Annotated in this window: 27 protein-coding genes and 1 tRNA gene; 15 read left to right on the top strand and 13 right to left on the bottom strand. The window is 69.3% G+C overall.

The window, feature by feature from the left end:
• The 3 genes from ACWD2L_RS28680 to ACWD2L_RS28670 form a co-directional block, all read left to right on the top strand.
• Positions 1–504, top strand: a 504-nt coding sequence (locus tag ACWD2L_RS28680; RefSeq protein WP_451192176.1) for a cbb3-type cytochrome c oxidase subunit I, incomplete at its 5' end; no start/stop codon positions are given.
• Positions 501–899 (top strand): cytochrome c oxidase subunit 4, encoded by a 399-nt coding sequence (locus ACWD2L_RS28675; RefSeq protein ID WP_351341900.1) that lies wholly within the window; start codon positions 501–503, stop codon positions 897–899. The genes ACWD2L_RS28680 and ACWD2L_RS28675, both read left to right, overlap by 4 nt.
• A 135-nt stretch (positions 900–1,034) precedes the next feature.
• Positions 1,035–2,291 (top strand): L,D-transpeptidase, encoded by a 1,257-nt coding sequence (locus tag ACWD2L_RS28670; RefSeq protein ID WP_351341898.1) that lies wholly within the window; start codon positions 1,035–1,037, stop codon positions 2,289–2,291.
• Positions 2,292–2,391: 100 nt separating this feature from the next.
• On the opposite strand, the gene ACWD2L_RS28665 is transcribed toward ACWD2L_RS28670, so the two are convergent.
• The 5 genes from ACWD2L_RS28665 to ACWD2L_RS28645 all read right to left on the bottom strand — a co-directional run bounded on the left by ACWD2L_RS28665 (position 2,392) and on the right by ACWD2L_RS28645 (position 6,656).
• Positions 2,392–2,775: a hypothetical protein gene (locus tag ACWD2L_RS28665; RefSeq protein WP_451192174.1), complete on the bottom strand. Its 384-nt coding sequence runs from the start codon at positions 2,773–2,775 to the stop codon at positions 2,392–2,394.
• Positions 2,776–2,914: 139 nt separating this feature from the next.
• The gene (locus ACWD2L_RS28660; protein WP_351344365.1) at positions 2,915–3,715 is read right to left on the bottom strand and encodes an SDR family oxidoreductase; all 801 of its coding nucleotides are present in this window, start codon (positions 3,713–3,715) and stop codon (positions 2,915–2,917) included.
• Positions 3,712–5,385, bottom strand: coding sequence for an FAD-binding dehydrogenase (locus ACWD2L_RS28655; RefSeq protein ID WP_351344362.1), 1,674 nt, complete (start codon positions 5,383–5,385; stop codon positions 3,712–3,714). The genes ACWD2L_RS28660 and ACWD2L_RS28655 overlap by 4 nt, the downstream gene beginning before the upstream one ends.
• Positions 5,382–5,984: a TetR/AcrR family transcriptional regulator gene (locus ACWD2L_RS28650; protein WP_351344359.1), complete on the bottom strand. Its 603-nt coding sequence runs from the start codon at positions 5,982–5,984 to the stop codon at positions 5,382–5,384. Before ACWD2L_RS28650 ends, ACWD2L_RS28655 begins: the two co-directional genes overlap by 4 nt.
• 87 nt (positions 5,985–6,071) lie before the next feature.
• On the bottom strand, positions 6,072–6,656 hold the full coding sequence (locus tag ACWD2L_RS28645; RefSeq protein ID WP_351344356.1) for a TMEM165/GDT1 family protein: 585 nt from the start codon (positions 6,654–6,656) through the stop codon (positions 6,072–6,074).
• Positions 6,657–6,986: 330 nt separating this feature from the next.
• On the opposite strand from ACWD2L_RS28645, the gene ACWD2L_RS28640 reads away from it, so the two are divergent.
• A complete protein-coding gene (locus ACWD2L_RS28640; RefSeq protein ID WP_351344353.1) occupies positions 6,987–8,036 on the top strand; it encodes a M23 family metallopeptidase in 1,050 nt (349 codons plus the stop codon).
• A gap of 183 nt (positions 8,037–8,219) precedes the next feature.
• Positions 8,220–8,483 carry a hypothetical protein gene (locus ACWD2L_RS28635; RefSeq protein ID WP_351344350.1) on the top strand — a complete coding sequence of 88 codons (264 nt, stop codon included), beginning with the start codon at positions 8,220–8,222 and terminating at the stop codon, positions 8,481–8,483.
• 121 nt (positions 8,484–8,604) lie between these two features.
• Here the strand turns inward: ACWD2L_RS28635 and ACWD2L_RS28630 are convergent, their stop codons facing one another.
• The gene (locus ACWD2L_RS28630) at positions 8,605–9,012 is read right to left on the bottom strand and encodes a rodlin (protein ID WP_351344347.1); all 408 of its coding nucleotides are present in this window, start codon (positions 9,010–9,012) and stop codon (positions 8,605–8,607) included.
• Between the two features lie 268 nt (positions 9,013–9,280).
• Positions 9,281–9,691 carry a rodlin gene (locus ACWD2L_RS28625; protein WP_351344344.1) on the bottom strand — a complete coding sequence of 137 codons (411 nt, stop codon included), beginning with the start codon at positions 9,689–9,691 and terminating at the stop codon, positions 9,281–9,283.
• 280 nt (positions 9,692–9,971) lie between these two features.
• Here ACWD2L_RS28625 and ACWD2L_RS28620 point away from each other — a divergent pair, with 280 nt between their 5' ends.
• The 8 genes from ACWD2L_RS28620 (at position 9,972) to ACWD2L_RS28585 (ending at position 14,486) form a co-directional block, all read left to right on the top strand.
• Entirely contained in the window at positions 9,972–10,382 is a 411-nt protein-coding gene (locus ACWD2L_RS28620) for a rodlin (protein WP_351344341.1), read from the top strand.
• Positions 10,383–10,748: 366 nt separating this feature from the next.
• Positions 10,749–10,988, top strand: a complete 240-nt coding sequence (locus ACWD2L_RS28615) for a chaplin (protein ID WP_351344338.1) — start codon at positions 10,749–10,751, stop codon at positions 10,986–10,988.
• Between the two features lie 151 nt (positions 10,989–11,139).
• Positions 11,140–11,427, top strand: coding sequence for a hypothetical protein (locus ACWD2L_RS28610; protein ID WP_351344335.1), 288 nt, complete (start codon positions 11,140–11,142; stop codon positions 11,425–11,427).
• Positions 11,428–11,582: 155 nt separating this feature from the next.
• The gene (locus tag ACWD2L_RS28605) at positions 11,583–12,086 is read left to right on the top strand and encodes a DUF5949 family protein (RefSeq protein WP_351344332.1); all 504 of its coding nucleotides are present in this window, start codon (positions 11,583–11,585) and stop codon (positions 12,084–12,086) included.
• A 124-nt stretch (positions 12,087–12,210) separates the two neighbouring features.
• A complete protein-coding gene (locus tag ACWD2L_RS28600) occupies positions 12,211–12,462 on the top strand; it encodes a chaplin (protein WP_351344329.1) in 252 nt (83 codons plus the stop codon).
• Between the two features lie 261 nt (positions 12,463–12,723).
• Positions 12,724–13,542, top strand: a complete 819-nt coding sequence (locus tag ACWD2L_RS28595; protein WP_351344326.1) for a bestrophin-like domain — start codon at positions 12,724–12,726, stop codon at positions 13,540–13,542.
• A gap of 236 nt (positions 13,543–13,778) precedes the next feature.
• A complete protein-coding gene (locus tag ACWD2L_RS28590; protein ID WP_351344323.1) occupies positions 13,779–14,093 on the top strand; it encodes a hypothetical protein in 315 nt (104 codons plus the stop codon).
• A 75-nt stretch (positions 14,094–14,168) separates the two neighbouring features.
• The gene (locus ACWD2L_RS28585) at positions 14,169–14,486 is read left to right on the top strand and encodes a hypothetical protein (RefSeq protein ID WP_351344320.1); all 318 of its coding nucleotides are present in this window, start codon (positions 14,169–14,171) and stop codon (positions 14,484–14,486) included.
• An 87-nt stretch (positions 14,487–14,573) separates the two neighbouring features.
• Here ACWD2L_RS28585 and ACWD2L_RS28580 read toward each other — a convergent pair.
• Positions 14,574–14,647 (bottom strand) — tRNA-Pro (locus tag ACWD2L_RS28580).
• Between the two features lie 101 nt (positions 14,648–14,748).
• The gene (locus ACWD2L_RS28575) at positions 14,749–15,702 is read right to left on the bottom strand and encodes a metallophosphoesterase (protein ID WP_351344317.1); all 954 of its coding nucleotides are present in this window, start codon (positions 15,700–15,702) and stop codon (positions 14,749–14,751) included.
• A gap of 77 nt (positions 15,703–15,779) precedes the next feature.
• Here ACWD2L_RS28575 and ACWD2L_RS28570 point away from each other — a divergent pair, with 77 nt between their 5' ends.
• The gene (locus tag ACWD2L_RS28570; protein WP_351344314.1) at positions 15,780–16,244 is read left to right on the top strand and encodes a GatB/YqeY domain-containing protein; all 465 of its coding nucleotides are present in this window, start codon (positions 15,780–15,782) and stop codon (positions 16,242–16,244) included.
• Between the two features lie 5 nt (positions 16,245–16,249).
• On the opposite strand, the gene ACWD2L_RS28565 is transcribed toward ACWD2L_RS28570, so the two are convergent.
• Both ACWD2L_RS28565 and ACWD2L_RS28560 read right to left on the bottom strand, forming a co-directional pair.
• Entirely contained in the window at positions 16,250–16,480 is a 231-nt protein-coding gene (locus tag ACWD2L_RS28565) for a hypothetical protein (protein ID WP_351344311.1), read from the bottom strand.
• Between the two features lie 154 nt (positions 16,481–16,634).
• Positions 16,635–18,875, bottom strand: coding sequence for a transglycosylase domain-containing protein (locus ACWD2L_RS28560; protein WP_351334471.1), 2,241 nt, complete (start codon positions 18,873–18,875; stop codon positions 16,635–16,637).
• Positions 18,876–19,325: 450 nt separating this feature from the next.
• Between ACWD2L_RS28560 and ACWD2L_RS28555 the strand changes: the two genes are divergently transcribed.
• The gene (locus ACWD2L_RS28555) at positions 19,326–19,670 is read left to right on the top strand and encodes a WhiB family transcriptional regulator (RefSeq protein WP_351334469.1); all 345 of its coding nucleotides are present in this window, start codon (positions 19,326–19,328) and stop codon (positions 19,668–19,670) included.
• Positions 19,671–19,697: 27 nt separating this feature from the next.
• Here the strand turns inward: ACWD2L_RS28555 and ACWD2L_RS28550 are convergent, their stop codons facing one another.
• Both ACWD2L_RS28550 and ACWD2L_RS28545 read right to left on the bottom strand, forming a co-directional pair.
• Positions 19,698–20,990 (bottom strand): ArsA family ATPase, encoded by a 1,293-nt coding sequence (locus ACWD2L_RS28550; protein ID WP_351334466.1) that lies wholly within the window; start codon positions 20,988–20,990, stop codon positions 19,698–19,700.
• Positions 20,987–22,000, bottom strand: coding sequence for an ArsA-related P-loop ATPase (locus ACWD2L_RS28545; RefSeq protein ID WP_351334463.1), 1,014 nt, complete (start codon positions 21,998–22,000; stop codon positions 20,987–20,989). Before ACWD2L_RS28545 ends, ACWD2L_RS28550 begins: the two co-directional genes overlap by 4 nt.
• Positions 22,001–22,002: the final 2 nt, after the last annotated feature.

The raw sequence follows: 22,002 nt of genomic DNA, 5'->3' as shown, positions 1-22,002 counted from the left end.
GTCGTCTTCGCGATGTTCGCCGGCTTCCACTTCTGGTGGCCGAAGATGACCGGCAAGATGCTCGACGAGCGGCTCGGCAAGATCACCTTCTGGACGCTGTTCATCGGCTTCCACGGCACGTTCCTGGTGCAGCACTGGCTGGGCGTCGAGGGCATGCCGCGTCGTTACGCGGACTACCTCGCGGCCGACGGCTTCACCGCGCTGAACACGATCTCGACGATCAGCTCGTTCCTGCTCGGCCTGTCGATCCTGCCGTTCTTCTACAACGTCTGGAAGACGGCCAAGTACGGCAAGAAGGTCGAGGTCGACGACCCGTGGGGCTACGGCCGTTCGCTCGAGTGGGCGACGTCCTGCCCGCCGCCGCGGCACAACTTCCTCACCCTGCCGCGCATTCGCTCGGAATCCCCGGCGTTCGACCTCCACCACCCGGAGATCGCCGCCCTGGACCAGCTTGAGAACGCCGCACACGGCGACAAGGCCCTTGCTAAGGAGGCCGGCAAGTGAAGGTCCAAGGCAAGATGTTCATCTGGCTGAGCCTCTTCGTCCTGATCATGGCCGGTGTCTACGGCGTGTGGTCGAAGGAGCCGGCCGGTACGACGGCACTCTTCCTGGCGTTCGGCCTGTGCATCATGATCGGCTACTACCTGGCCTTCACGGCCCGGCGTGCCGACACCGGTGCCCAGGACAACAAGGAGGCCGACGTCGCGGACGACGCCGGCGAGGTGGGCTTCTTCAGCCCGCACTCCTGGCAGCCGCTCTCGCTGGCGGTCGGCGGCGCGCTCGCGTTCCTGGCCGTGGCGATCGGCTGGTGGCTGCTGTACTTCTCGGCCCCCCTGCTGCTGTTCGGCCTGTGGGGCTGGGTCTTCGAGTACTACCGCGGCGAGAACCAGAACCAGTGAGCCTCGGCTGACCGGGGACTGAACTCCCGTACCCGAAGGGCCCGGACACTCCTGATGGAGCGTCCGGGCCCTTCGACATGCCCCGTGCGGCTCACTCGCCGCGCTGGACGCGCGGAACCTTCTTACGGTGAGTTCATGAACCACTCACCGCGTATCCGTACGGTTCTGGGCTGCACCGTGCTGGTGGCCGCACTCGGTGCGGGCACAGCGGCATGCGGCAACTCCTCCCACCCGCTCTCCGCCGAGCCGTATGACGCGGCGAGCCAGATCTCCTTCAACGGCCCCGTGGGCAGCGCCAAGAAGGCGGACCCGGACAAGCCGCTGGAAGTCACCGCGCAGGGCGACGAGTCCCGCATCACCGACGTCACCGCCCAGGACGCCATGGGCCGCCATGTCGCGGGCGAACTCTCCGCCGACGGCGCGAGGTGGCACACCACCGCCCCGCTGACCGCGGACACCCACTACACGGTCCGGGTGAGCACCGAGGACGAGGACGGCGAACCCGGCCGCAAGGTCCTTGGCTTCGACACGGGTCACCCGGCCAAGGAGAAGGCCCTCAAGGTCACGTTCGGCCCGCAGAAGGGCACCTACGGCGTCGGACAGCCCCTCACCGCCGAACTCAACAAGCCCGTCCGGGACGAGAAGTCCCGCGCGCTGGTGGAGCGTTCCCTGAAGGTCGACTCCAAGCCGGCCGTGGACGGCTCCTGGTACTGGGTGGACAGCACCGAACTCCACTATCGGCCCAAGGGCTACTGGCCCACACAGGCGAAAATCACGGCCAGCAGCAGGCTGGCGGGCGTGAAGATCCGGGACGGGCTGTGGGGCGGCGGCTCCAAGCCGCTGACCATCAGTACGGGTGACCGCATCGTGGCCGTCACCGACGCCTCCTCGCACTCCATGACGGTCTACCGCAACGGCAAGGAGATCAACTCCATGCCGGTCACCACCGGCAAGGCCGGCTTCGAGACCCGTAACGGCGTCAAGGTGGTGCTCGGCAAGGAGTACTACGTACGGATGCGGGGCGAGACGATCGGCATCTCCGAGGGCTCCTCGGACTCGTACGACCTGCCCGTGTACTACGCGACCCGCGTCACGTGGAGCGGCGAGTACGTGCACGCCGCGCCCTGGTCCGTCGGCTCACAGGGCTCCGCGAACGTCAGCCACGGCTGCACCGGCATGAGCACCAGCAACGCCGCCTGGTTCTACGACACCGTGCGCCAGGGCGACATCGTGAAGGTCGTCAACAGCTACGGCTCGGAGATGGACCCGTTCGGCAACGGGTTCGGCGACTGGAACGTCAGCTGGAAGAAGTGGAAGGCGGGCAGCGCCCTCGCTCCGAAGGCCGACAAGCCCGACCCGGCCCTCCAGGCACGGCTCAGCCCCGAGGTCTGAGGCCGCCCGGCAGGTTCGGCGCTGTGATGTCCGACTCCCGTACGCCATCGGTGTACGGGAGTCGGTGCGTGCGGGCGCCGGTCGGTCTGTGCGGGGCGACTCAGGCGTCGACAGCGAGCCGGGAGCGCAGCAGGGAGGCCAGCGCCGCGGCGAACTCCACGGGCTCCACAGGGAGCGTCACAGCCGCCTCGGCGCGGCTCCACGTCGCCAGCCACGCGTCCTGCGGGCGGCCGATCAGGAGCAGCACCGGCGGGCAGTGGAAGATCTCGTCCTTGATCTGCCGGCACACGCCCATCCCGCCCGCGGGAGCGGCCTCGCCGTCCAGGACGCAGACGTCGATCCCGCCCCTGTCCAGCTCCTTCAGGACGGCCGGAAGTGTCGCGCATTCGATGAATGGCCCGGCCGGAGTTCCGGGGGGAGCGGCCGGGCCGGCCTTCGCAGGTGCTCCCGCTGTACCGAGCCTGCTAGCCGCCCACAACACCACGACCAAAGGATGAAAAGCACCGACGCAATTCATCCCCCGACCGTGCATGCCGCGACGGTGAAGCGAATGTACGCCCGAGCGGCCCACCCCGGAACAGCCCGCACGCACATTCGCGGCAGCGATTCCGGCGGCGGAACCCCTACTTCAGCCCGTGCCTCCTGGCCACCATCCGTTCCGCCGCGGAGCGCGGCAGCACGCGGCGCAGCGCGAACACGAGGGGCGCGCTGCTGCCCACCGCGTACAGCGGCCTCGGCCGCCCCGCCTCGATGGCCGAGACGACCTTCGCGGCGACCTTCTCGGCCGAGATCCCGTGCGCCTCATTGGAGTTGAGGGCGGCGAGCATCGTGTCGTAGGCGGCGCGGAAGGGCGAGCCGTCCGCCACGTACTGGGTGCGCCGCTCGCTGATCCCCGTCGCGATCGACCCCGGCTCGACCGTCGTGATCCCGACGCCGTACGGGGCGTACTCGCGCCGCGCCGCGTGCGCGAAGCCCTTGATCGCGGCCTTGGACGAGACGTACGAGGACCGGTACGCGAGCGGGAAACTCGCCAGCATGGACCCCACCATCACCACGCGCCCCCGCCGCCGCTCCCGCATCCCCGGCAGCAGCAGCTGACTCAGCCGCACCGCCCCGAAGACGTTCAGCTGGAACAGCCGCCGCACCGCGTCCATCGGCAGCTCCTCGAACGGGCCGCTCTGCGATTCCCCGGCGTTGTTGACGAGCACGTCGACCTCGCCGACCGAGCGCGCGAGGGTCTCGATGCTCTCCTCGTCGGCGAGGTCGAGCGGCAGGTACTCCACGCCCGGCACCGGCGAGACGACCTTCCGGGGGTCCCGGCTCGTCCCGTACACCTTGTAGCCGCGCTTCACGAGCGCCGCCGCGACCGCGGACCCGATGCCCGACGAGGCCCCTGTCACGAGGGCCGTGCCCCGCGTACTCACGCGAGGCTCCGGGCGAGCGCGCGCCCGGCGGCGCGGCCGGAGAAGATGCAGCCGCCGAGGAAGGTGCCCTCGAGCGCGTTGTACCCGTGCACGCCGCCACCGCCGAACCCGGCGACCTCCCCGGCCGCGTACAGCCCTTCGAAGACGGACTTGTCGGGCCGCACGACCTGCGAGTCGAGATTGGTCTCAAGACCGCCCAGGGTCTTCCTCGTCAGTACGTGCAGGCGTACGGCGATCAGCGGGCCCTGCGCCGGATCGAGCAGCCGGTGCGGCTTGGCGACGCGGGTGAGGCGGTCGAAGAGGTACGAGCGGGCGTTGCGGACCGCCATCAGCTGGAGGTCCTTGGAGTACCCGTTGTCGACCTCCCGGTCGCGCGCGACGATCTCGCTCTCAACCTGCTCGTATGTAATGGGAGTTGACGGTGTCAGCTCGTTCATCCCGGCGACGAGGTCCTTCAGGTTCCGCCGTACGACGAAGTCCTCGCCCTTGTCGAGGAAGGCCTGGATCGGTCCGGGCGCCCCCTTCTTCACGCGCTGGAGGACCAGCTTCAGGTCCTTGCCGGTGATGTCGGGGTTCTGCTCGGACCCGGAGAGCGCGAACTCCTTCTCGACGATGGCACGGGTCAGGATGAACCACGTGTGGTCGTGCCCGGTCCCGGTGATGTGCTTGAGGGTCGCGAGGGTGTCGTGGCCGGGGAAGAGCGGCGCGGGCAGCCGCTTGCCCTCCGCGTCCAGCCACAGCGAGGAGGGGCCCGGGATGATGCGGATGCCGTGGTCGGGCCAGATCGGGTCCCAGTTCTTCAGGCCCTCGGTGTAGTGCCACATGCGGTCGCGGTTCACGAGGGAGGCGCCGGCGCCCTCGGCGATCTCCAGCATGCGCCCGTCGACGTAGGCGGGGACGCCGGTGACCATGGACTCGGGGGCGGCGCCCATGCGCTCAACTGGCCAGTTCTTCCTGACCAGTTCGTGGTTGGCGCCGATGCCGCCCGAGGTGACGATCACGGCCTTCGCGCGCAGTTCGAAGTCGCCGACGGTGTCGCGGGACGAGGCGACACCGCGCGCGGCGTCGGAGGGTTCGAGCAGCGACCCGCGCACGCCGACGGCGGCGCCGTCCTCGACGATCAACTCGTCCACCTGGTGCCGGTACTTGAAGTCGACGAGCCCGCGCTCGGCGGCCGCCAGAACCGGCTCACGGAAGACGCGCACGACCTCGGGCCCCGTCCCCCACGTGAGGTGGAAGCGCGGCACGGAGTTCCCGTGCCCGGTCGCGGTCCCGGAGCCGCGCTCGGCCCACCCGACGTTCGGGGTCACCTTCAGCCCGAGCCCGTACAGGTAGTCCCGCTTCTCCCCGGCCGCGAACCGCACATACGCCTCGGCCCACTTGCGCGGCCAGTGGTCCTCGTCCTCGCGGTCGAATCCGGCGGAGCCGAGCCAGTCGGCGAGGGCGAGCTCGTAGGAGTCCTTGATGCCCATCCGCCGCTGCTCGGGGCTGTCGACGAGGAAGAGCCCGCCGAGCGACCAGAACGCCTGGCCCCCGAGGTTGGCCTCGTTCTCCTGGTCGACCAGCACAACTCGCTTGCCCGCGCGGGTGAGTTCGTACGTCGCGACGAGCCCGGCGAGCCCGGCTCCCACGACGATGACATCGGCGGCATCGGCTTTGGTGTCACTCATGCGCTCTCCAACGGTGTGCTGTAGGCGTCCAGTACGTTCATGAAGAGAGCCTCGCGACGGGCCCGTACGGCCGCGTCGTCCGGCTGCAGCAGGACCTGCACGGTGGTCCCGTCGTGCACGGCCACCAGGGCGTCGCCCAGGGCCCGTTCGTCGGTGACCCGGCGGCCGAGCCGGCCGAGCGCGGCCACGAACACCGGAAGGATCGCGTCGCGGATGGCCTCCTCGCGGGCGGCCATCACGCGGCGCAAGTCCGGATTGCGCAGCGCGTGCGCGGTGAACTCGGCGGTGATCCGGAACCAGGCGTCGTCGACGGGGGTGGCGTCGATCGCGGACCGCACGGCGGCCTCGGGATCTTCCGGGTCGACACCGGCGAGAGCGTTCCGCACGTCATCGAGCATCCGCGCGGACCGCTCTTCCCACAAGGCGAGAAACAGCTCGTCGAGCGAGGAGAAATTCGAGTAGAAAGCGCCGCGGGTGAATCCCGCGCGCTCACAGACCTGTTCGACGGTGGAGCGCCCGAAGCCCTCCTCTGCGAACACGTCGAGCGCGGCGTCGAGCAGCCGCTGCCGCGTCCGCGCACGCCGCTTGGTGACGGGCATCCTCGCCTCCCCGGTCGGATACGCGAACGTATTCGATACGTTCGCGTATCCACAAGGGGTGTGCGCGGGGCGTACGCGGGCGGCACGTCAGCCGGTGAACACCTCGACGAACGACCACACGGCCAGCGCCAGCATGCAGAAACCGCCCACCCGCTGCACGGTCTTCAGCGGCACCCGCTTGGCGATGAAGCGCCCGGCGACCAGGGCGAGCGCGGACACGGACATCAGGGCCGCCCACGAGCCGATCGCGGTCGACCATGTGCCGTTCGTGGCGGCCAGGTTGGCGGTGGTGATCTGCGTGAGGTCGCCCCACTCGCTGATGAACACGGCCATGAACGCGGTGCCGAAGACCGGCCAGAAACCGGTGACGGTCTTCGGGCCCGTCTCGTCCTCGCCGTCCTCGTCGCCGCCGCGCAGCAGCATGAACGCGCCGAACAGGAACATCAGGCCGGAGACGACCTTCACGATCCAGCCGGGGAGGAGGCCGAGCAGCGAGCCCGCGCCGACGGCGATCGCGACGTGCACGAGGAACGCGGCCGACGTGCCGAACCAGACGTACAGGGGCTTCATCCGGGTGCCCATGGCCAGTGAGGCGAACATGGTCTTGTCCGGGAGTTCGGCGAGGAAGATCAGCCCGAAGGCGGTGACGATCGCCAGGGGATCGAGGTCCATGGGGACGCTTTCTGTACGGGCCGGGTCCGTGCGGCCCCCGCCCGCTGCGTAGGGAGGACCACTCGACCCGGCAGCGGACACACGTATGCGTGATGCGTACGTGCGCTGTGTTCTGCCTGGTCGAAGGTCTCGCCCACCCGTCCCGCCGAGGCGGTCCGAGCCCGGCCACCGGGAACCCGGGGGTTCCAGTGTGTCGACGACCGGTTCGCGGGGCTACTCCCCTTCGCTTGCTCCATTAAGGGTACACTGAGGCCGTTCGGCGACCAGATTCCCGCCCGTTTCGACCATTTTTGCGACAGTCGGCCGATGCGATGTGTACGTGGAGTGTGTGTGGCCGCACTGCTGTGCGCGGTGACCTTGACCGGGGCGGCGGGCCGGTCCGTTGCCGAGGGGACGCACGACGACGGACCCGCCGCACTGTCGGCGCGGGCCGAGAGCCTGATGCGCGAGGCGTCGAACGCCGTCGCGGCGCACGAGAAGGCGCGGGCCGCCGTCCGCAAGGGCGAGCGCCGGCTCGCCGACGTCACCCGGCGCCAGCGCGCCGAGCAGCGCCGCCTCGACGGGCTCAGGGCCACCCTCGGCCGCCAGGCGCGCAGCGAGTACCGCGGGGCCTCGGGCCTCGGCACGATGCTGCCGCTGCTCACCTCCTCCTCCCCGCGGCGAGCCCTCGACGCCACCGTCCTCGCGGGCCGCGGCGACCGCGCCGCCCGGCAGCTCACCGACCGCGTCACCGAGTCCAGGGACCGGGTCGCCGACCGGCGCGCCGAGTCCGCCCGCCTCGTGAAGGGGCTCAAGGCGCAGGAACGGCGCCGCTCGGCCGCCCGCGACGACATCGAGGCGAAACTCGCGAGGGCCGAGGCGGAGGTGCGGCGGGCGCGGGTCCTCGCGGCGGGGCCGATGCCGACGGGCGGCGGGAACTGCGCGCACGGCGACATCGGCGGGCACAACGGGCACAAGCGGGCCGGCAAGGGGCGGACCTGGGTGAAGCCGGTGAGCCCGGCGACGCTGTCCGCGGGCTTCGGCTCGGGCGGCCGGCTGTGGGCGCACACGCACACCGGCCAGGACTTCGCCGTCCCCACGGGGACGCCGGTGCACGCGGTCGGCGCCGGGACCGTCGTCTTCACGGGCTGCGGCGACGGCTTCGGGAACCAGGTGGTCCTCCGGCACGCCGACGGCTACTACACGCAGTACGCGCACCTGTCGCGGATCGGTGTGACGACGGGGGAGCGGTTGAGGGCTGGCGAGACCCTCGCCCTCTCCGGCGCAACCGGCAACGTCAGCGGCCCGCACCTGCACTTCGAGGTCCGCGTCACCCCCCAGTTCGGCTCAGGCATCGACCCACTTCCGTGGCTGCGGGCACGGGGGCTGAAGCTGCCTTGAGCCTGGCGGCGGCTGGGCCTATTAAGCCCCGCCGGCGATTGAGGCGCGGGGTCCGGGGCAGAGCCCCGAGACGTAGGCAACCAACGACCGCACCCGAACGCCGACCGCTCGAACGATTGGCCCTCACGGGTGGGCGCACCACGCACCCCGTATCCGCCACGGCAACCACACCGTTAACCCGGCATGATCTCAACTCGACGTGCCCTCAGCGCTGTCCTGCTCGCCGTCGGCGCCGCCGCAGCCACCGCCCCCGCGGCCCAGGCCGCCGAACCCATCTCACCCACCGGAGCCCTCGACTCGCTGTCCACGATGGCGATTCCGGCGGACCAGCAGGAGCAGCTGCCCAGCACCGCTGAACAGCTCTCCGGGCTCAACCACCTGAACGACCTGCACCAGGTCACCGACCTCGTGGCGCCGGTCACCGGCCTGATCCCCGCGGTCCAGTAGCGCGCGAACGCAAGCCGAAGGCGGTGGACCGGATCGGTCCACCGCCTTCGTCGTGCCTGGCGTACGGGATGCCGTACGGAGAGGGGCGGCCGCGCGTTCCGGCGACCGCCCCTCAGTCCGTTCAGCGGTTCCCGGTGCCGTTCCCCGCGAGGACCGGGATGTCGCTGAGGATGTGCGACAGCGGCTCGTCACCCTTGGCCTGGGTGGAGTTCTCGGTGCACTGCTGGTTCTGCGGCGCCGAGAGGACCGGGATGTCCTGGACGGAGACCGGCACGACACCGACGAGCGAGCCGACGTTGGCCTTGGCCGGCAGGCCGATGCAGGGCTTGTTCAGGGAGCCCTGGACGAGGCCGAGCTGCGGGCTCATGTCACCGGCGGTGGCGGAGTTGCCGTAGGTCTGCGACGAGCCGTTGCCGCTCGTGGACGTCGTGCCCTGGTCGTCGCCGATGGCGAGCGCCGACGGGGCGGCCACGGCCGAGAGGCCGGCGACGGAAACAGCGATCGTCGCGGCTGCGAAGAGCTTCTTCATGGGGTGGTTCCCTTTCGATACGCGCGCTCCGGATGCGGAGCTACGTTTGGTCAACTGGATTGCATTCCGGGCAGTTGCGGACCGAAACCCGTTCGGACCATTCCCGCGCGAGCCAATCGCAGGAAATTCGGCACTGTGCGCGACCTCCCGAACATCCGGACGCAGCGGATCAAAAGGCTCGTACAGCTACCTGAATTCCCGGCCGACGCCGGGACCGGAACAGCGAACCGGGCCGCCGGTGCGGCGGCCCGATTCATACAACGGGTCCTCAGTTGTTGCCGGCGCCGTTGCCGGAGAGGACCGGGATGTCGTCCAGAACGTGCGACAGCGGCTCGTCACCCTTGGCCTGGGTGGAGTTCTCGGTGCACTGCTGGTTCTGCGGGGCCGACAGGATCGGGATGTCCTGGACGGAGACCGGCACGACACCGACGAGCGAGCCGACGTTGGCCTTGGCCGGCAGGGCGATGCAGGGCTTGTTCAGGGAGCCCTGGATCAGCGCCATCTGCGGGCTCATGTTGCCGTACGTGGCGGAGTTGCCGTACGTCTGCGAGGCGTTGTTGCCGCTCTCGGACGTGGTCCCACCGTCGTTGCCGACGGCCAGGGCCTGCGGGGCGGCGGCGGCCGCGATACCGACGAGCGAAGCGGTGGCCGCCGCGGCAGCCATGGCCTTCTTCAGCATGAGGAAATTCCCCTTCATTTTCCGTCTGGAAGCACTTGTATCAACTCCGCATCTCGCCATCGGTTGCTCACGTTCACTCGGAAGTGGATCCGATCGATTCCGAGTCCTGGCTTGGTTCGATGAAATGAAAATCTCGCCAGTGCGGGCTGTGTGGCGGGGGCACGGGTGATCGAGCGGGGGGTGATGCCTGACCGAACGGGTGGATATGCGGAACCATTTCCGCCCTTCGCAGTTGCGCTCAGTGCAGTAACCGGTGCCCGTCAGAAAAGGAAACAGAACCATGCTCAAGAAGGCCATGGCCGCCGCAGCGGTCGCCGTCTCCGTCGTCGGTGTCTCCGCCGCAGCCGCCCCGCAGGCGCTTGCTATCGGCGACGACCACGGCACGACCTCGACCAGCGGCAACGGCTCGTCGCAGACCTACGGCAACTCCGCCACCGCTGGTGACATGAGCCCGCAGCTCGGTCTCGTCCAGGGCTCCCTGAACAAGCCCTGCGTCGGCCTGCCCGTCAAGGGCAACGTCGGTTCGCTCGTCGGCCTCGTGCCGGTCGCGGTCCAGGACGTGCCGATCCTGTCGGCGCCGCAGAACCAGCAGTGCACCGAGAACTCCACCCAGGCCAAGGGCGACGAGCCGCTGTCGCACATCCTGAGTGACATCCCGGTCCTCGCCGGCAACGGTGTGCAGAACGGCTGATCGGCCGAACGCGCACAAGGCTCGGGCCGCCGGCTTTCCTCATTCGCCGGCGGCCCGAGCTCTGTCATGGGGCGCCGGGCCGGAGGAATCACGGGGCGCCCGGGTCGGGGGCCACCCTCCCAACGGCGTGGAGCCGACGGCTGACAGGAAGGCGGCGCGGCCAATCTCATGACGGCCCTCAGTGGACCATCGGCCCGTCGCCCCGGAAGAACCGGTTCACCCGTTCGCTCACGACGTCACCCCAAAGGGGCTGTAGGACGGCCAGTCACCCGTTCGGAGCCGCAACCCCTTGCACGGCCGCCCCGTTGCACCACGTGCCAGGCACCCGCGCTGGCCGAACAGAACGACCTCCAAGGAGCATGCTTCATGTCGCGTACCGCGAAGGCAGTCGTCTTTTCCGCAATGGCCGCCGCTGCCATGGCCGGCTCGGCCGGCGTCGCCGCCGCCGACTCCGGCGCGCAGGGCGCTGCCACCAACTCCCCCGGCGTGATCTCGGGCAACACCGTCCAGGTTCCCGTGCACGTGCCGGTCAACGCCTGCGGCAACACCGTCGACGTCATCGGCCTGCTGAACCCGACGTTCGGCAACACCTGCGCCAACGACTGACGGGCCAAGCCCGACTCTTCCGCAGCCGCCCCTCTTTGAGGGGCGGCTGTTCCGTTGTGCGGCCGTTTCCCCCGGGTCGAGACGCTCGTTGGGCAAACAGAAGCGAATTTTCCAAACCGATGACGCGAGTTGTCGAGGGAAGGCATAAACAATGAAGGTTCTGAAGACCGCTGCCGTTGTCGCCGGGTCGATGGCGATTGTCGGCGCCGCCGCTCCGGCATTTGCCTCGGACCTCACTCCGATGAGCCTGAACGGCGCGGTGAACACGATCACCAGCCAGCCGACGCTCGACGTCGCGCCGGTGGACAGCAACCTGCTCGACCCGAAGAACGACGGGGGCGCCGTCAGCGCCGTCTCGGGCGCCGTCGACGGGCTGAACGAGAGCGGCTCCGGCTCCGGTGGCGGCAGCATGCTCGGCGGTCTCCCCGTCGGCCAGTAGGTTCGTACGGCGGGCCACGCGTCGAAGGCCGGTTCGGAACTCCGGGTTCCCGAACCGGCCTTCGGTATTTGCTCCTCATTTCCTCCTCGGAGTGCGTTCCGCCAAATGAGTGAACGGTGGCCGGTCCGCCAACCGCCGCTGGCTAGGCTTCTTCGATGACTTCAACTGTGAGCAATGGCCCCGCATTTCGAGCAGCCGACCTGGGAACTCTGGCGGTCATCGCCTGGAGTGGAGAACACTCCGACGGGCAGGGCGACATTCCCTTTCTCCTCGCCTACTCCATGGGAGATTCCCCGGCAGGTCCGCAGGCCGCGGAAGCGGCCGTGCGCGGCCTCCTGGAGACCAACGGCCTCACCGTGGGCACCACCGTCCACGACGCGTCGGGCCGCCCCAGCTTCCCCGTGTCCCTGCTGGTCGAGGCGGGCCAGGCCGTCGTCACCATGCCGCTCCTGAACGCCCAGTGCCCCGTGCCGCCCGAGTGGCTGGCGGCGGCGGAGGCCCGCAAGAGCGCGTACTTCCTGTTCACCACGCGTGTCTGGCCCACCGCGACCCCCGGGTCCCCGGTCACGGAGAAGGAGCTGGAGGAGTTCGCGGGCGACGAGGAGACCCTCATGGCCGCCGCGCACTGCCTGCTGCCCATCCGGCGCGTGCGCGCGTGACCCGCTGATGCGATTGCTGGGCGAGCTGATGGACGCGCCCTCCATTGGCCCAATTATCATGGTTTAGGGCAGCTTTGCGGTCTGATTGGCGCGTCATATTCCCTCACCTCTCAAGGGAGCAACGATGCGTCTTCGCACCTTCGCGGCCGCGGCCGTGCTGGCCGGGACCGCTGTTATGGGATCCGCTGCCATGGCCTCCGCGGTGGACGGCCCCGACGGCGCCAGCGCCACCGGTGTGGCCCAGAACAGCCCCGGCGTGCTGTCCGGGAACGTCATCCAGGTTCCGATCGACGTCCCGATCAACGCCTGTGGCAACTCGCTCAACCTGGTTGCCCTGCTCAACCCGACCGCCGGCAACGCCTGCGTCAACGGCTGACCAGCCGGAATCAGTTCGGACTCGGTTCGGACGAACAGTGCCCGGGACGGCTTCGGCTTCCCGGGCACTGTTGTTGTTCACGGGGCTGCTCACCGAGCTGCTCACTGGCCGCCCGCCGCCGCTTTCCGGGGGAAGCCCTGTCGCTCGATAGAGGGTGAGTGAGGCGCTCCGCTGTACGCGGAGGGCGCCAACGGTCAGGACAGGAATGCGGTGCTCCATGACAGGGAGCACCGCATTCCTGTCTTCTGGAGGTACTCAGCCGTGGTCACCGCCATCGTCGTCGCCGCGCTCGCCCTGATCGCGGGGCTCGCGGCCAACCGATTCCTGCGGCCGAGGCTGCTGACCGAGGACGACGACAGCGGCATGGCGGTCAAGGACCTCGTCGCCCCCTTGCTCACTCTGACCGTCCTGCTGCTGGCCTTCGTCCTGGTGACCGCCAACGGTTCGTACGGCAAGGCCGAGGTGTCCTCGCGGGGTGAGTCCCGCGCCCTGGACCAGATCGTCGAGACCGCCGAGTACGCCGAGGGCAAGCAGCGAGCGGCCATCCAGTCCGACGCCGTCTGCTACGCCCGTGCCGTCCGCGTCCAGGAATGGCCCACCATGTCCGACGGCAACGGGAACGGCTCGAAGGCACCCAGCGTGTGGTCCACCGACATGCGCCACAACTTCCGTCCCCTGGAGGGCGAACCGGCCTTCGGCATGCTGGTCAGCGCCGACACCAAGCGTTCCGAGGAGCGCTCGGAGCGCCTCACCCAGTCGACCGCCAGCATCCCCAGCGCCATCTTCTGGTTCCTGCTGGCGACCCTCGCCCTCACGGTGGTGTCGCTCGGCATCTGCCTGCCGCGCAAGAACAACCGCGGCCAGCTGATCGCGCTCACCCTGATCACGGCGCTGCTGACGGCCACCCTGTGCATCATCCGGGACGTCGACCGCCCCTTCGGCGGCATCGTCGACGTGCAGCCCACGGCCATCGCCGACGTGGAGAAACAGGCCACCCGCGACCTCCGCGCCCACGACAAGAACGCGGAACTGCCCTGCGACGAGGACGGCAAGCGCATCACCCGCCTGGCCAAGGGCTGACCTGCTGAGGGGACGCAACGGTCACGCGATGACGCGGGGGCCAATTACGCATTCCGTACGTACGCCTACTTCGGCGGCCCCCCCCCGGCTACCGCGACCTGCTCGGCAACGCCTCCCCGCAGAGCCGTTCCGACCTCGACGAACTACTGCTCGCCACCGTCTTCAACCCCAGCCACGCACTCTTCGGTGAAACCGGGTACCTGCTGCGGGAGGACCCGCGGATCCAGGACCGGGCCTTGTACCTGTCGGCCCTCGGGGCGGTCGCGGCCGGTGCGACCAGCCCCTCCAAGGTCGCCGCCGCGATCGGCCGCGACCAGCGCAGCCTGCACCACCCGCTCGATGTCCTGATCACCTCGGGCTTCCTGGTCAAGGACGAGGACCTGCTGCTCCAGCGCCGCCCCGTACTACGCCTCGCCGACCCGGTGGTACGCCTGCACCAACTGGTCACCGTGCCACGCCTGGCAGCCTTCGAGGAACGCAAAGCAGCCCCGGCGTGGAAGGCCGCCGCGCGCACCGTCAGCGCGCAGATCCTCGGCCCGTCCTTCGAGTAACTGGCCCGCGAATGGACGGCCCGCCATGCCGCGGAGGGTACGAAGGGCGGCCCGACCGGCGAGGTCGGCAGCACCGTGGTGAACGACAGCGCGGGCCGCGCACAGCACGAACTCGACGTCGTGGCCCTCGCCGAGGGAGAGCGCCGACAGGCCGGCGCTCCCGTCGTCCGGGCGATCGGCGAGGCCAAGTCGTCCGACCGCGCTCGCACGTTGCCCGACCTCGAACGCCTCGACCGCATCAAGGGGTTGCTGCTCGCCCGCGGCGTCCCGGCCGACGGAGCGAAACTCCTCCTCTTCGGTCGCTCGGGCTTCGACGCGAACCTGACCAAGGCGGCAAGCGCCCGTCCGGACGTGGAACTGGTGGATCTGGAGCGTGTCTGGCACGGGGAGTGACGCGAGGTGGCTCCCCCATTGGCCCCCGAACGCAGGTCAGGCCCGGTACTGATTTCTCAGTACCGGGCCTGACCTGGTGTTTCACTGTCGGGGTGGCGGGATTTGAACCCACGACCTCTTCGTCCCGAACGAAGCGCGCTGCCAAGCTGCGCCACACCCCGATGTCGTTGTTCCGTTCTCTGCGGTGATGCAGGTCGCGGCGACGTCGTTTACTTTAGCGGACTGTCGGCCTGAGGCGAAATCCGGTTTTGGGCGGCCGCCCTCACGCCGCCCTCGGGGCCAGCGTCAGTAGCGTCGCCTCGGGCGGGCAGGCGAAGCGGACCGGGGTGTAGCGGTTGGTGCCGCAGCCCGCCGAGACGTGGAGGTAGGACGTGTTGCCCTCCGCCTCGTGCGTGGACAGGCCCTTCACGCGGTCCGTGTCCAGGTCACAGTTGGTGACGAGGGCCCCGTAGAAGGGGATGCAGAGCTGGCCGCCGTGGGTGTGGCCCGCGAGGACCAGCGGGTAGCCGTCCGCGGTGAAGGCGTCGAGCGTGCGGAGGTACGGGGCGTGCACCACGCCCATGGAGAAGTCCGGGCCGGACAGCGGGCCGCTGGCCACCTCCGCGTACCGGTCGCGCTTGATGTGCGGGTCGTCCAGGCCGGTGAGGCCGATCTCCACGCCCGCCACCTTCAACGCGCCCCGCGTGTTCGTGAGGTTCAGCCAGCCGGCCGCGTCGAAGGCATCGCGCAGGTCCTCCCACGGGTTGTGGATGGCGCCGACGACGGGGGCGTTGCCGTTCAGTCCGTGCTTGCCCGACATCTGCTGCTTCAGGTAGCGGGCCGGGTTGAGGAGCTTGGGGCCGTAGTAGTCGTTGGACCCGAAGACGTACGCGCCGGGGAACTCCATCAGCGGGCCGAGGGCGTCGAGGACCTCGGGGACGCCCTCCGTGTCGGACAGGTTGTCGCCTGTGTTGATGACGAAGTCGGGGCGCAGGCCCGCGAGGGACTGCAGCCAGCGGCGCTTCTTGTTCTGCCCGCTCACCATGTGGATGTCGGAGACCTGGAGGACCCGCAGCGGGCGCATACCGGCAGGCAGGACCGGGACCGTGACCCGTCGGAGACGGAAGGAGCGGGCCTCGAAGCCCGCCGAGTAGATCACCCCGGCGGCGCCCGCCGCCGCGATGCCGGCCGTCACCTTCAGGGAGGTCTTCAGGGGAGTCCCGTATCGAGCGCGCATGAGTCCCATCGTGTCAGACCCGCACCGCGGCGGAAATCGGCGGGCGTTGGTCCTTGCGCACCTGCGACAATCACGTCATGACCACGCTCAAGTCGAAGCTGCAGGACGACCTCAACGCCGCGATCAGGGAGCGCAACGAGCTGCGCTCCTCGACGCTCCGGCTGACCCTCTCCGCGATCACCAATCAGGAAGTCGCGGGCACCGAGAAGCGTGAGCTGACGGACGACGAGGTGCAGAAGGTGATCGCCAAGGAGGCGAAGAAGCGCCGCGAGGCGGCCGAGGCCTTCGAGAAGGCGGGCCGCGCCGAGTCCGCGAGCCGCGAGGAGGCGGAGGGCGTGGTGCTCGCCGAGTACCTGCCGCAGCAGCTGTCCGACGCCGAGCTCGAGCAGATCGTCGCGCAGGCGGTCGAGGAGGCGAAGGCGGCGGGTGCCGAGGGGCCGAGGGCCATGGGCCAGGTCATGAAGATCGTGAAGCCGAAGGTCGCGGACCGCGCCGAGGGCGGCCGCGTGGCCTCCACGGTCAAGCGCCTCCTGGCGGACTGAACCCACTACGCGGGCCAGGCCCCGACGCGGTCCGGCCACAGTATGGGCCAGGCCACGACGCGGGCCGGCCACAGTACGGGCCAGGCCACGACGCGGGCCGGCCACAGTACGGGCCAGGCCACCATGCGGTCCGGCCACAGTACGGGCCAGGCCACGACGCGGTCCGGCCACAGTACGGGCCAGGCCACCATGCGGTCCGGCCACAGCGCGTGCCGGCCACCACGTGGGCCGGCCACAGCACGGGCCGGCCACAGCACGGACCAGGCCCCCACGCGGTCCGGCCACAGCGCCTACCGGCCCCCACGCGTACCGGCCCCCACTACGGACGACCAACGAAGAGGGCGCACCCCACCTGGGGTGCGCCCTCTCCTCGTCATCCGCCGGAGGCGGTCAGTGGCGGCCCCAGCCGCCCCCGTTCCCATTCCCGTTCCCGCCGCCGATCAGGTCCGGCGGGATCGAGATGTCGGGCAGCGGGTCGGTGTCGCCGTTGCCCCCGTCGTCCGTGTGGTCCCCGGACTCGGGCTTCTTGCTCTTGCCCTTGGACTTCTTCTTGTCCGGGTCCGGGATGTTCACCTTGTTGAAGGTGGGCGCGTCCCTGCCGGACAGCGCGCCGTTCATCGCGTCCCGCCAGATCGGCCCCGGCGTATCGGCGCCGAAGACCTTGTCGTGGTACTGGCCACCGATGGTGATGTCGGTCATCTCGACGGCCTGCGAGGCGCTGCCGACCCAGACGGCGCCGGACAGGTTCGGCGTGTAGCCGGCGAACCAGGCGTTCTTACGGCCGTCGGTGGTACCGGTCTTGCCCGCGTTGTCCCGGCCGGTGAGGCCGGCCGTCTTGCCCGTACCGGAGTCGACCACGCCGCTGAGCAGCGTATTGATCTTGTCGGCGGTCGACGTCGACATCGCCCGCGAGCACTTCGACTTCGGCACGGAGAGCGCCTTGCCGTTGGGGTCGGTGATCGCGTCGATGGCGACGGGCGTGCAGTACGTGCCGCGGTTGGCGAACGCCGCGTACGCGGAGGCCATGGTCAGCGGCGAGAGACCCGTCGAGCCGAGGGTCATCGACGAGGGCACCTCGTCGACCTTCTTGCCGTTGCCCTGCACCACGCCCAGCTTGTCGGTCATCTTCACGACCGGGCACATGCCGATGTCGCCGATCATCTGCACGAAGTACGTGTTGATGGACTTGGCCATCGCCTCCTTGAGGCGGTACGGGCCGACCTCCGACTCGTTCTCGTTCTCCAGCTTGTAGCCGCCGTCGTTGACCCACGGCTTGCCGCTGCACGTCTGGACGCGGCTCGGGTACGGCATCTGGTACGGCGCCGGGTACTGCTTCGTCACCGGCGTGCCCTTCTCCAGGGCCGCGGCCGCCACGAACGGCTTGAACGTCGAACCCGTCGGGAAGCCCAGGTTCGAGCCGCCGTCCCGGTAGTTGACGGAGTAGTTCATCTCCGACTCGTTCTTACTGGCGTCCGAGCCGTACGGCTTCGACTGGCCCATGCCGAGGACCTTGCCGGTGCCCGGCTCGACGAACGCGCCCGCCGCGTCGACCTTGTCCGTCTGGTAGACGTGCCGCTTGACCGACTCCTGCACGGAGTCCTGCGTCTGCGGGTCGAGCGTCGTCTTCACCGTCAGGCCGCCGCGGTTCCAGACCTTGGCGCGATCCTCGGACGTCTTGCCGAAGGCCGGGTCGTTGAGGAAGACGTTCCTGACGTAGTTGCAGAAGAACGCCGCGCCGCGCTCCGCGGTGATGCAGCCGTTCTGCGGCCTGCTGACCTTCAGGCCGATCGGTGTCTTCTTGGCCTCGGCGGCCTCGGCCTGCGTGATGTCGTGCGTCTCGGCCATCCGCTGCAGCACGATGTTGCGCCGCTTCTTCGCCTCGGCCTCGTCGTTGACGGGGTCGTAGCGGCTGGGTGACTGCACGATGCCGGCGAGCATCGCCGACTCCTGGATGTTCAGGTCCTTCGCCGATTTGGAGAAGTAGCGCTGGGCCGCGGCCTCGACGCCGTAGGCCTGCTCTCCGAAGTACGTGATGTTCAGGTAGTTGTTGAGGATCTTCTTCTTGCCGACCTCGTTCTCCACCTGGATCGCGTACTTCAGCTCCTTGACCTTGCGGCCGATGGTCTGCTGAGTCGCCTGCGCCAGCTTGGTCGGGTCGTCGCCCGCCTCCTCCATGAATACGTTCTTCACGTACTGCTGGGTGAGGGTGGAGGCGCCCTGCGAGACGCCGCCGTTCTGCGCGTTGGCGTTGATCGCGCGCAGGATGCCCTTGGCGTCGACGGCGCCGTGTTCGTAGAACCGTGAGTCCTCGATCGCGACGATCGCCTTCTGCATGTACGGCGAGATGTCGTCGAGCTTCACGACCGTGCGGTCGCGCGAGTAGACGGTCGCGATCTTCCCGCCCTGGTTGTCCAGGATCGTGGTGCGCTGGCTCAGCGGCGGGGTCTTCAACGTCGCCGGGATCTCGTCGAACCCCTCGACGGATCCCTTGGCCGCGAGGCCGAGCGCGCCTGCCGCGGGCAGGGCGATTCCCGCCAGTACGGCTCCCGCGAGCACGCTGACTCCGAGGAACTTGGCGGCCTGTTGGGCCGGCGACAGACCGCCGCCACCGCCCGAGCGCTTCTTTCCCATGCGGGGCAGCCTACGTGCCGATTCTCCGGACAGGCGTATATGCCTTGGCCTAAGCTGCACTCAACTGTCACAGCAGTGCGGTCTCGTATCAAGATGCGGGACGACCCCGAATCGTTCCCCGTACGTATGAAGTGCCTCTTGTAGTCATTCCCGGACCCTCTCGTGGAGCTTCGCACAGGGCTCCAGGGGTGTCCGACTTGGCCTTGTGTGTCACTCGATGACCGTTGTGACTCAAGTGAACTGTCCCGTTTTGCCGGGGTTATTACGCATGTCCTTCGGTCACTCCGTCGGGTGATCTGCCGCTCACGCATAGTCCGTTCGGACCATTCAAGATTGGGCCCGAAGGGGGTGTTGCGCTGTGCCCACCTTCCGTAACGTCCTCAACTGGCGGCGGTGAATATGCCGCTGCCGCCGTGGGGGAGCCTCGATTCGGGAGAGGACGGCGCCGGTATGGGCTGGGTAGTCGACTGGAGTGCGCAGGCGGCCTGCCGCACTACCGATCCGGACGAACTGTTCGTTCAAGGAGCAGCGCAGAACCGGGCGAAGGCGGTGTGCACGGGATGTCCCGTGCGGACCGAGTGCCTGGCGGACGCGCTGGACAATCGCGTCGAGTTCGGCGTGTGGGGTGGCATGACGGAGCGAGAGCGCCGCGCGTTGCTGCGCAGGCGTCCGACGGTCACCTCGTGGCGCCATCTCCTTGAGACGGCGCGTACGGAGTACGAGCGCGGCGCGGGCCTGCTGCCCGTGGAGCTGGAGAACGACGAGACGTACGAGAGGTACGCGGCCGTCGGATAGCCGGCGCACCGTCAACCGCTGTACGGCTCACGCTCCGGCCGGAGTGCCCCCGGCCGCGAGCCGTTCCCCGATGTCCCTGAGGCCTGTCAGGTCGTGTACGTCACCGGGCAGGGCCGCGACCTCGGTCACGGCGACCTCGGGATGCCGCGCGGTGAAGCGGTCACGCGTGCGCTGTTCGCGGGCGACCAGCCGCATGCGCTCCGCGTGCAACCGCAGCAGTCCCGCGGTCAGTTGCTCAATGCTGGGCTCGGCCGTGGAGTCGGCGCCGGATGTCTCGGATGCCTCAAAGGGCGCTTCGGAAGGTGCCTCGGGGAGTGCCTCGGGAGTGGCACGATCCTCTTCCTTCCCGCCCGTCTGATCCACAATGCGGTTCTCGTCAAGATTTTCCGCGGCGGCGAGCGCCCGCTCGGCCGAAAGCCGGCTCGCGCCGCTGCCGTGCACCCGGTTCAGTACGAGACCGGCCAGCGGCATCTTCTCCGCGGCCAGGCGCTCCACGAAGTACGCGGCCTCGCGCAGCGCGTCCCGCTCCGGCGCGGCGACCACGAGGAACGCCGTGCCGGGCGCCTGCAACAGCTTGTACGTGGCGTCCGAGCGCGTACGGAAGCCGCCGAACGTCGTGTCCATCGCGGCCACGAACGTCTGCACATCGCGCAGGAGTTGGCCGCCGAGCAGCTTGCCGAGTGTGCCGGTCATCAGCGACATCCCGACGTTCAGGAACTTCATGCCCGCGCGGCCGCCGACCTTCGCGGGCGCCATGAGCAGCCGGATCAGCTTCCCGTCGAGGAAGGAGCCGAGGCGGGTGGGCGCGTCCAGGAAGTCGAGCGCGGAGCGCGAGGGCGGCGTGTCGACGACGATCAGGTCCCACTCGTCGCGCGAGCGCAGCTGGCCCAGCTTCTCCATCGCCATGTACTCCTGCGTGCCCGCGAAGCCTGCCGAGAGCGACTGGTAGAAGGGGTTGCCCAGGATCGCTTTCGCGCGCTCCTCGTCCGCGTGCGCCTCGACGATCTCGTCGAAGGTGCGCTTCATGTCGAGCATCATCGCGTGCAGTTCGCCGCCCTCCGCGCCTTCGGCGGTGGCGATGTCCTTCACCCGGCGCGGCGTGTTGTCCAGCGAGTCGATGCCCATGGACTGGGCGAGCCTGCGTGCCGGGTCGATGGTGAGGACGACGACCTTGCGGCCGCGCTCGGCGGCGCGCAGCCCCAGGGCGGCGGCCGTGGTGGTCTTGCCGACGCCGCCGCTGCCGCAGCACACCACGATGCGGGTCTGCGGGTCGTCGAGCAGCGGGTCGACGTCGAGCGTGCCCGAAGGGTTCAGTGTCATGAAATCCCTTGCTGTCGCAGTTCCTCGGCGAGCGTGTAGAGCCCGGAGAGGTCGAGGCCCTCGGTGAGCAGCGGCAGTTCGTGCAGGGGCAGGTCCGCCTCGGCGAGCTGATCGCGCTGGGCGCGCTCCAGGGCGTAGCGCTCGGCGTACTCCCCGGCCTGCGCGAGCAGCGGGCCGGCGAGCCGCTTGGCGCTGCCGAGACCGGCGGCCGTCAGGGCCTCGGCGACCGCGGGGCGGACCTCGCCGTCGGAGGCCAGTGCCAGGGCGGGTTCCCCGAGGAGCGTGGGTCGCACCATGTTCACCATGATCCGGCCGACGGGCAGCTTCGCGGCGCGCAGCTCGGCGACCCCGTCGAGGGTCTCCTGCACCGGCATCTCCTCGAGGAGGGTCACCAAGTGCACCGCGGTCTCACGGGACTTGAGGACCCGCATCACCGCCTGCGCCTGATTGTGTATCGGGCCCATCTTGGCGAGCCCGGCCACCTCGTCGTTCACGTTGAGGAACCGGGTGATGCGGCCGGTGGGCGGCGCGTCCATCACCACGTAGTCGTAGATGTAGCGCCCCTGTTTGTCTTTTCTGCGCACGGCCTCGCAGGCCTTGCCCGTCAGGAGTACGTCCCGCAGGCCCGGCGCGATGGTGGTCGCGAAGTCGATCGCGCCCAGCTTCTTCAGGGCGCGGCCGGCGCCGCCCAGCTTGTAGAACATCTGGAGGTAGTCCAGAAGCGCCAGTTCGGGATCGATGGCGAGCGCGTGCACCTCTCCCGCCCGTCGCCCGCCGCCACCCTTGCCCGAATCGCTACGCGATGCACCTCTTGATACGGGCGCGACGGCGATCTTCCGTTCCTCGTAGGGGAGCGCCTCCGTCTCGAAGAGCTGCGCGATGCCCTGTCTGCCCTCCACCTCCACGAGGAGAGTGCGCTTTCCCTCGGTCGCGAGGGCGAGCGCGAGTGCAGCGGCGACCGTGGTCTTTCCGGTCCCGCCCTTGCCGCTGACGACCTGGAGCCTGCTCACGT

It is taken from the genome of Streptomyces sp. NPDC002754, assembly GCF_053592315.1.
Note: the sequence above shows the minus strand (reverse complement) of the source record. Positions and strands in the feature narration are given on the sequence as shown.

Excerpts from the sequence above, each read along its gene's own strand:
- ACWD2L_RS28670 (WP_351341898.1), top strand. The coding sequence starts at position 1,035 with ATGAACCACTCACCGCGTATCCGTACGGTTCTGGGCTGCACCGTGCTG.
- ACWD2L_RS28655 (WP_351344362.1), bottom strand. The coding sequence starts at position 5,385 with ATGAGTGACACCAAAGCCGATGCCGCCGATGTCATCGTCGTGGGAGCC.
- ACWD2L_RS28650 (WP_351344359.1), bottom strand. The coding sequence starts at position 5,984 with ATGCCCGTCACCAAGCGGCGTGCGCGGACGCGGCAGCGGCTGCTCGAC.
- ACWD2L_RS28645 (WP_351344356.1), bottom strand. The coding sequence starts at position 6,656 with ATGGACCTCGATCCCCTGGCGATCGTCACCGCCTTCGGGCTGATCTTC.
- ACWD2L_RS28635 (WP_351344350.1), top strand. The coding sequence starts at position 8,220 with ATGATCTCAACTCGACGTGCCCTCAGCGCTGTCCTGCTCGCCGTCGGC.
- ACWD2L_RS28630 (WP_351344347.1), bottom strand. The coding sequence starts at position 9,012 with ATGAAGAAGCTCTTCGCAGCCGCGACGATCGCTGTTTCCGTCGCCGGC.
- ACWD2L_RS28625 (WP_351344344.1), bottom strand. The coding sequence starts at position 9,691 with ATGCTGAAGAAGGCCATGGCTGCCGCGGCGGCCACCGCTTCGCTCGTC.
- ACWD2L_RS28620 (WP_351344341.1), top strand. The coding sequence starts at position 9,972 with ATGCTCAAGAAGGCCATGGCCGCCGCAGCGGTCGCCGTCTCCGTCGTC.
- ACWD2L_RS28615 (WP_351344338.1), top strand. The coding sequence starts at position 10,749 with ATGTCGCGTACCGCGAAGGCAGTCGTCTTTTCCGCAATGGCCGCCGCT.
- ACWD2L_RS28610 (WP_351344335.1), top strand. The coding sequence starts at position 11,140 with ATGAAGGTTCTGAAGACCGCTGCCGTTGTCGCCGGGTCGATGGCGATT.
- ACWD2L_RS28605 (WP_351344332.1), top strand. The coding sequence starts at position 11,583 with ATGACTTCAACTGTGAGCAATGGCCCCGCATTTCGAGCAGCCGACCTG.
- ACWD2L_RS28600 (WP_351344329.1), top strand. The coding sequence starts at position 12,211 with ATGCGTCTTCGCACCTTCGCGGCCGCGGCCGTGCTGGCCGGGACCGCT.
- ACWD2L_RS28575 (WP_351344317.1), bottom strand. The coding sequence starts at position 15,702 with ATGCGCGCTCGATACGGGACTCCCCTGAAGACCTCCCTGAAGGTGACG.
- ACWD2L_RS28570 (WP_351344314.1), top strand. The coding sequence starts at position 15,780 with ATGACCACGCTCAAGTCGAAGCTGCAGGACGACCTCAACGCCGCGATC.
- ACWD2L_RS28560 (WP_351334471.1), bottom strand. The coding sequence starts at position 18,875 with ATGGGAAAGAAGCGCTCGGGCGGTGGCGGCGGTCTGTCGCCGGCCCAA.
- ACWD2L_RS28555 (WP_351334469.1), top strand. The coding sequence starts at position 19,326 with ATGGGCTGGGTAGTCGACTGGAGTGCGCAGGCGGCCTGCCGCACTACC.
- ACWD2L_RS28550 (WP_351334466.1), bottom strand. The coding sequence starts at position 20,990 with ATGACACTGAACCCTTCGGGCACGCTCGACGTCGACCCGCTGCTCGAC.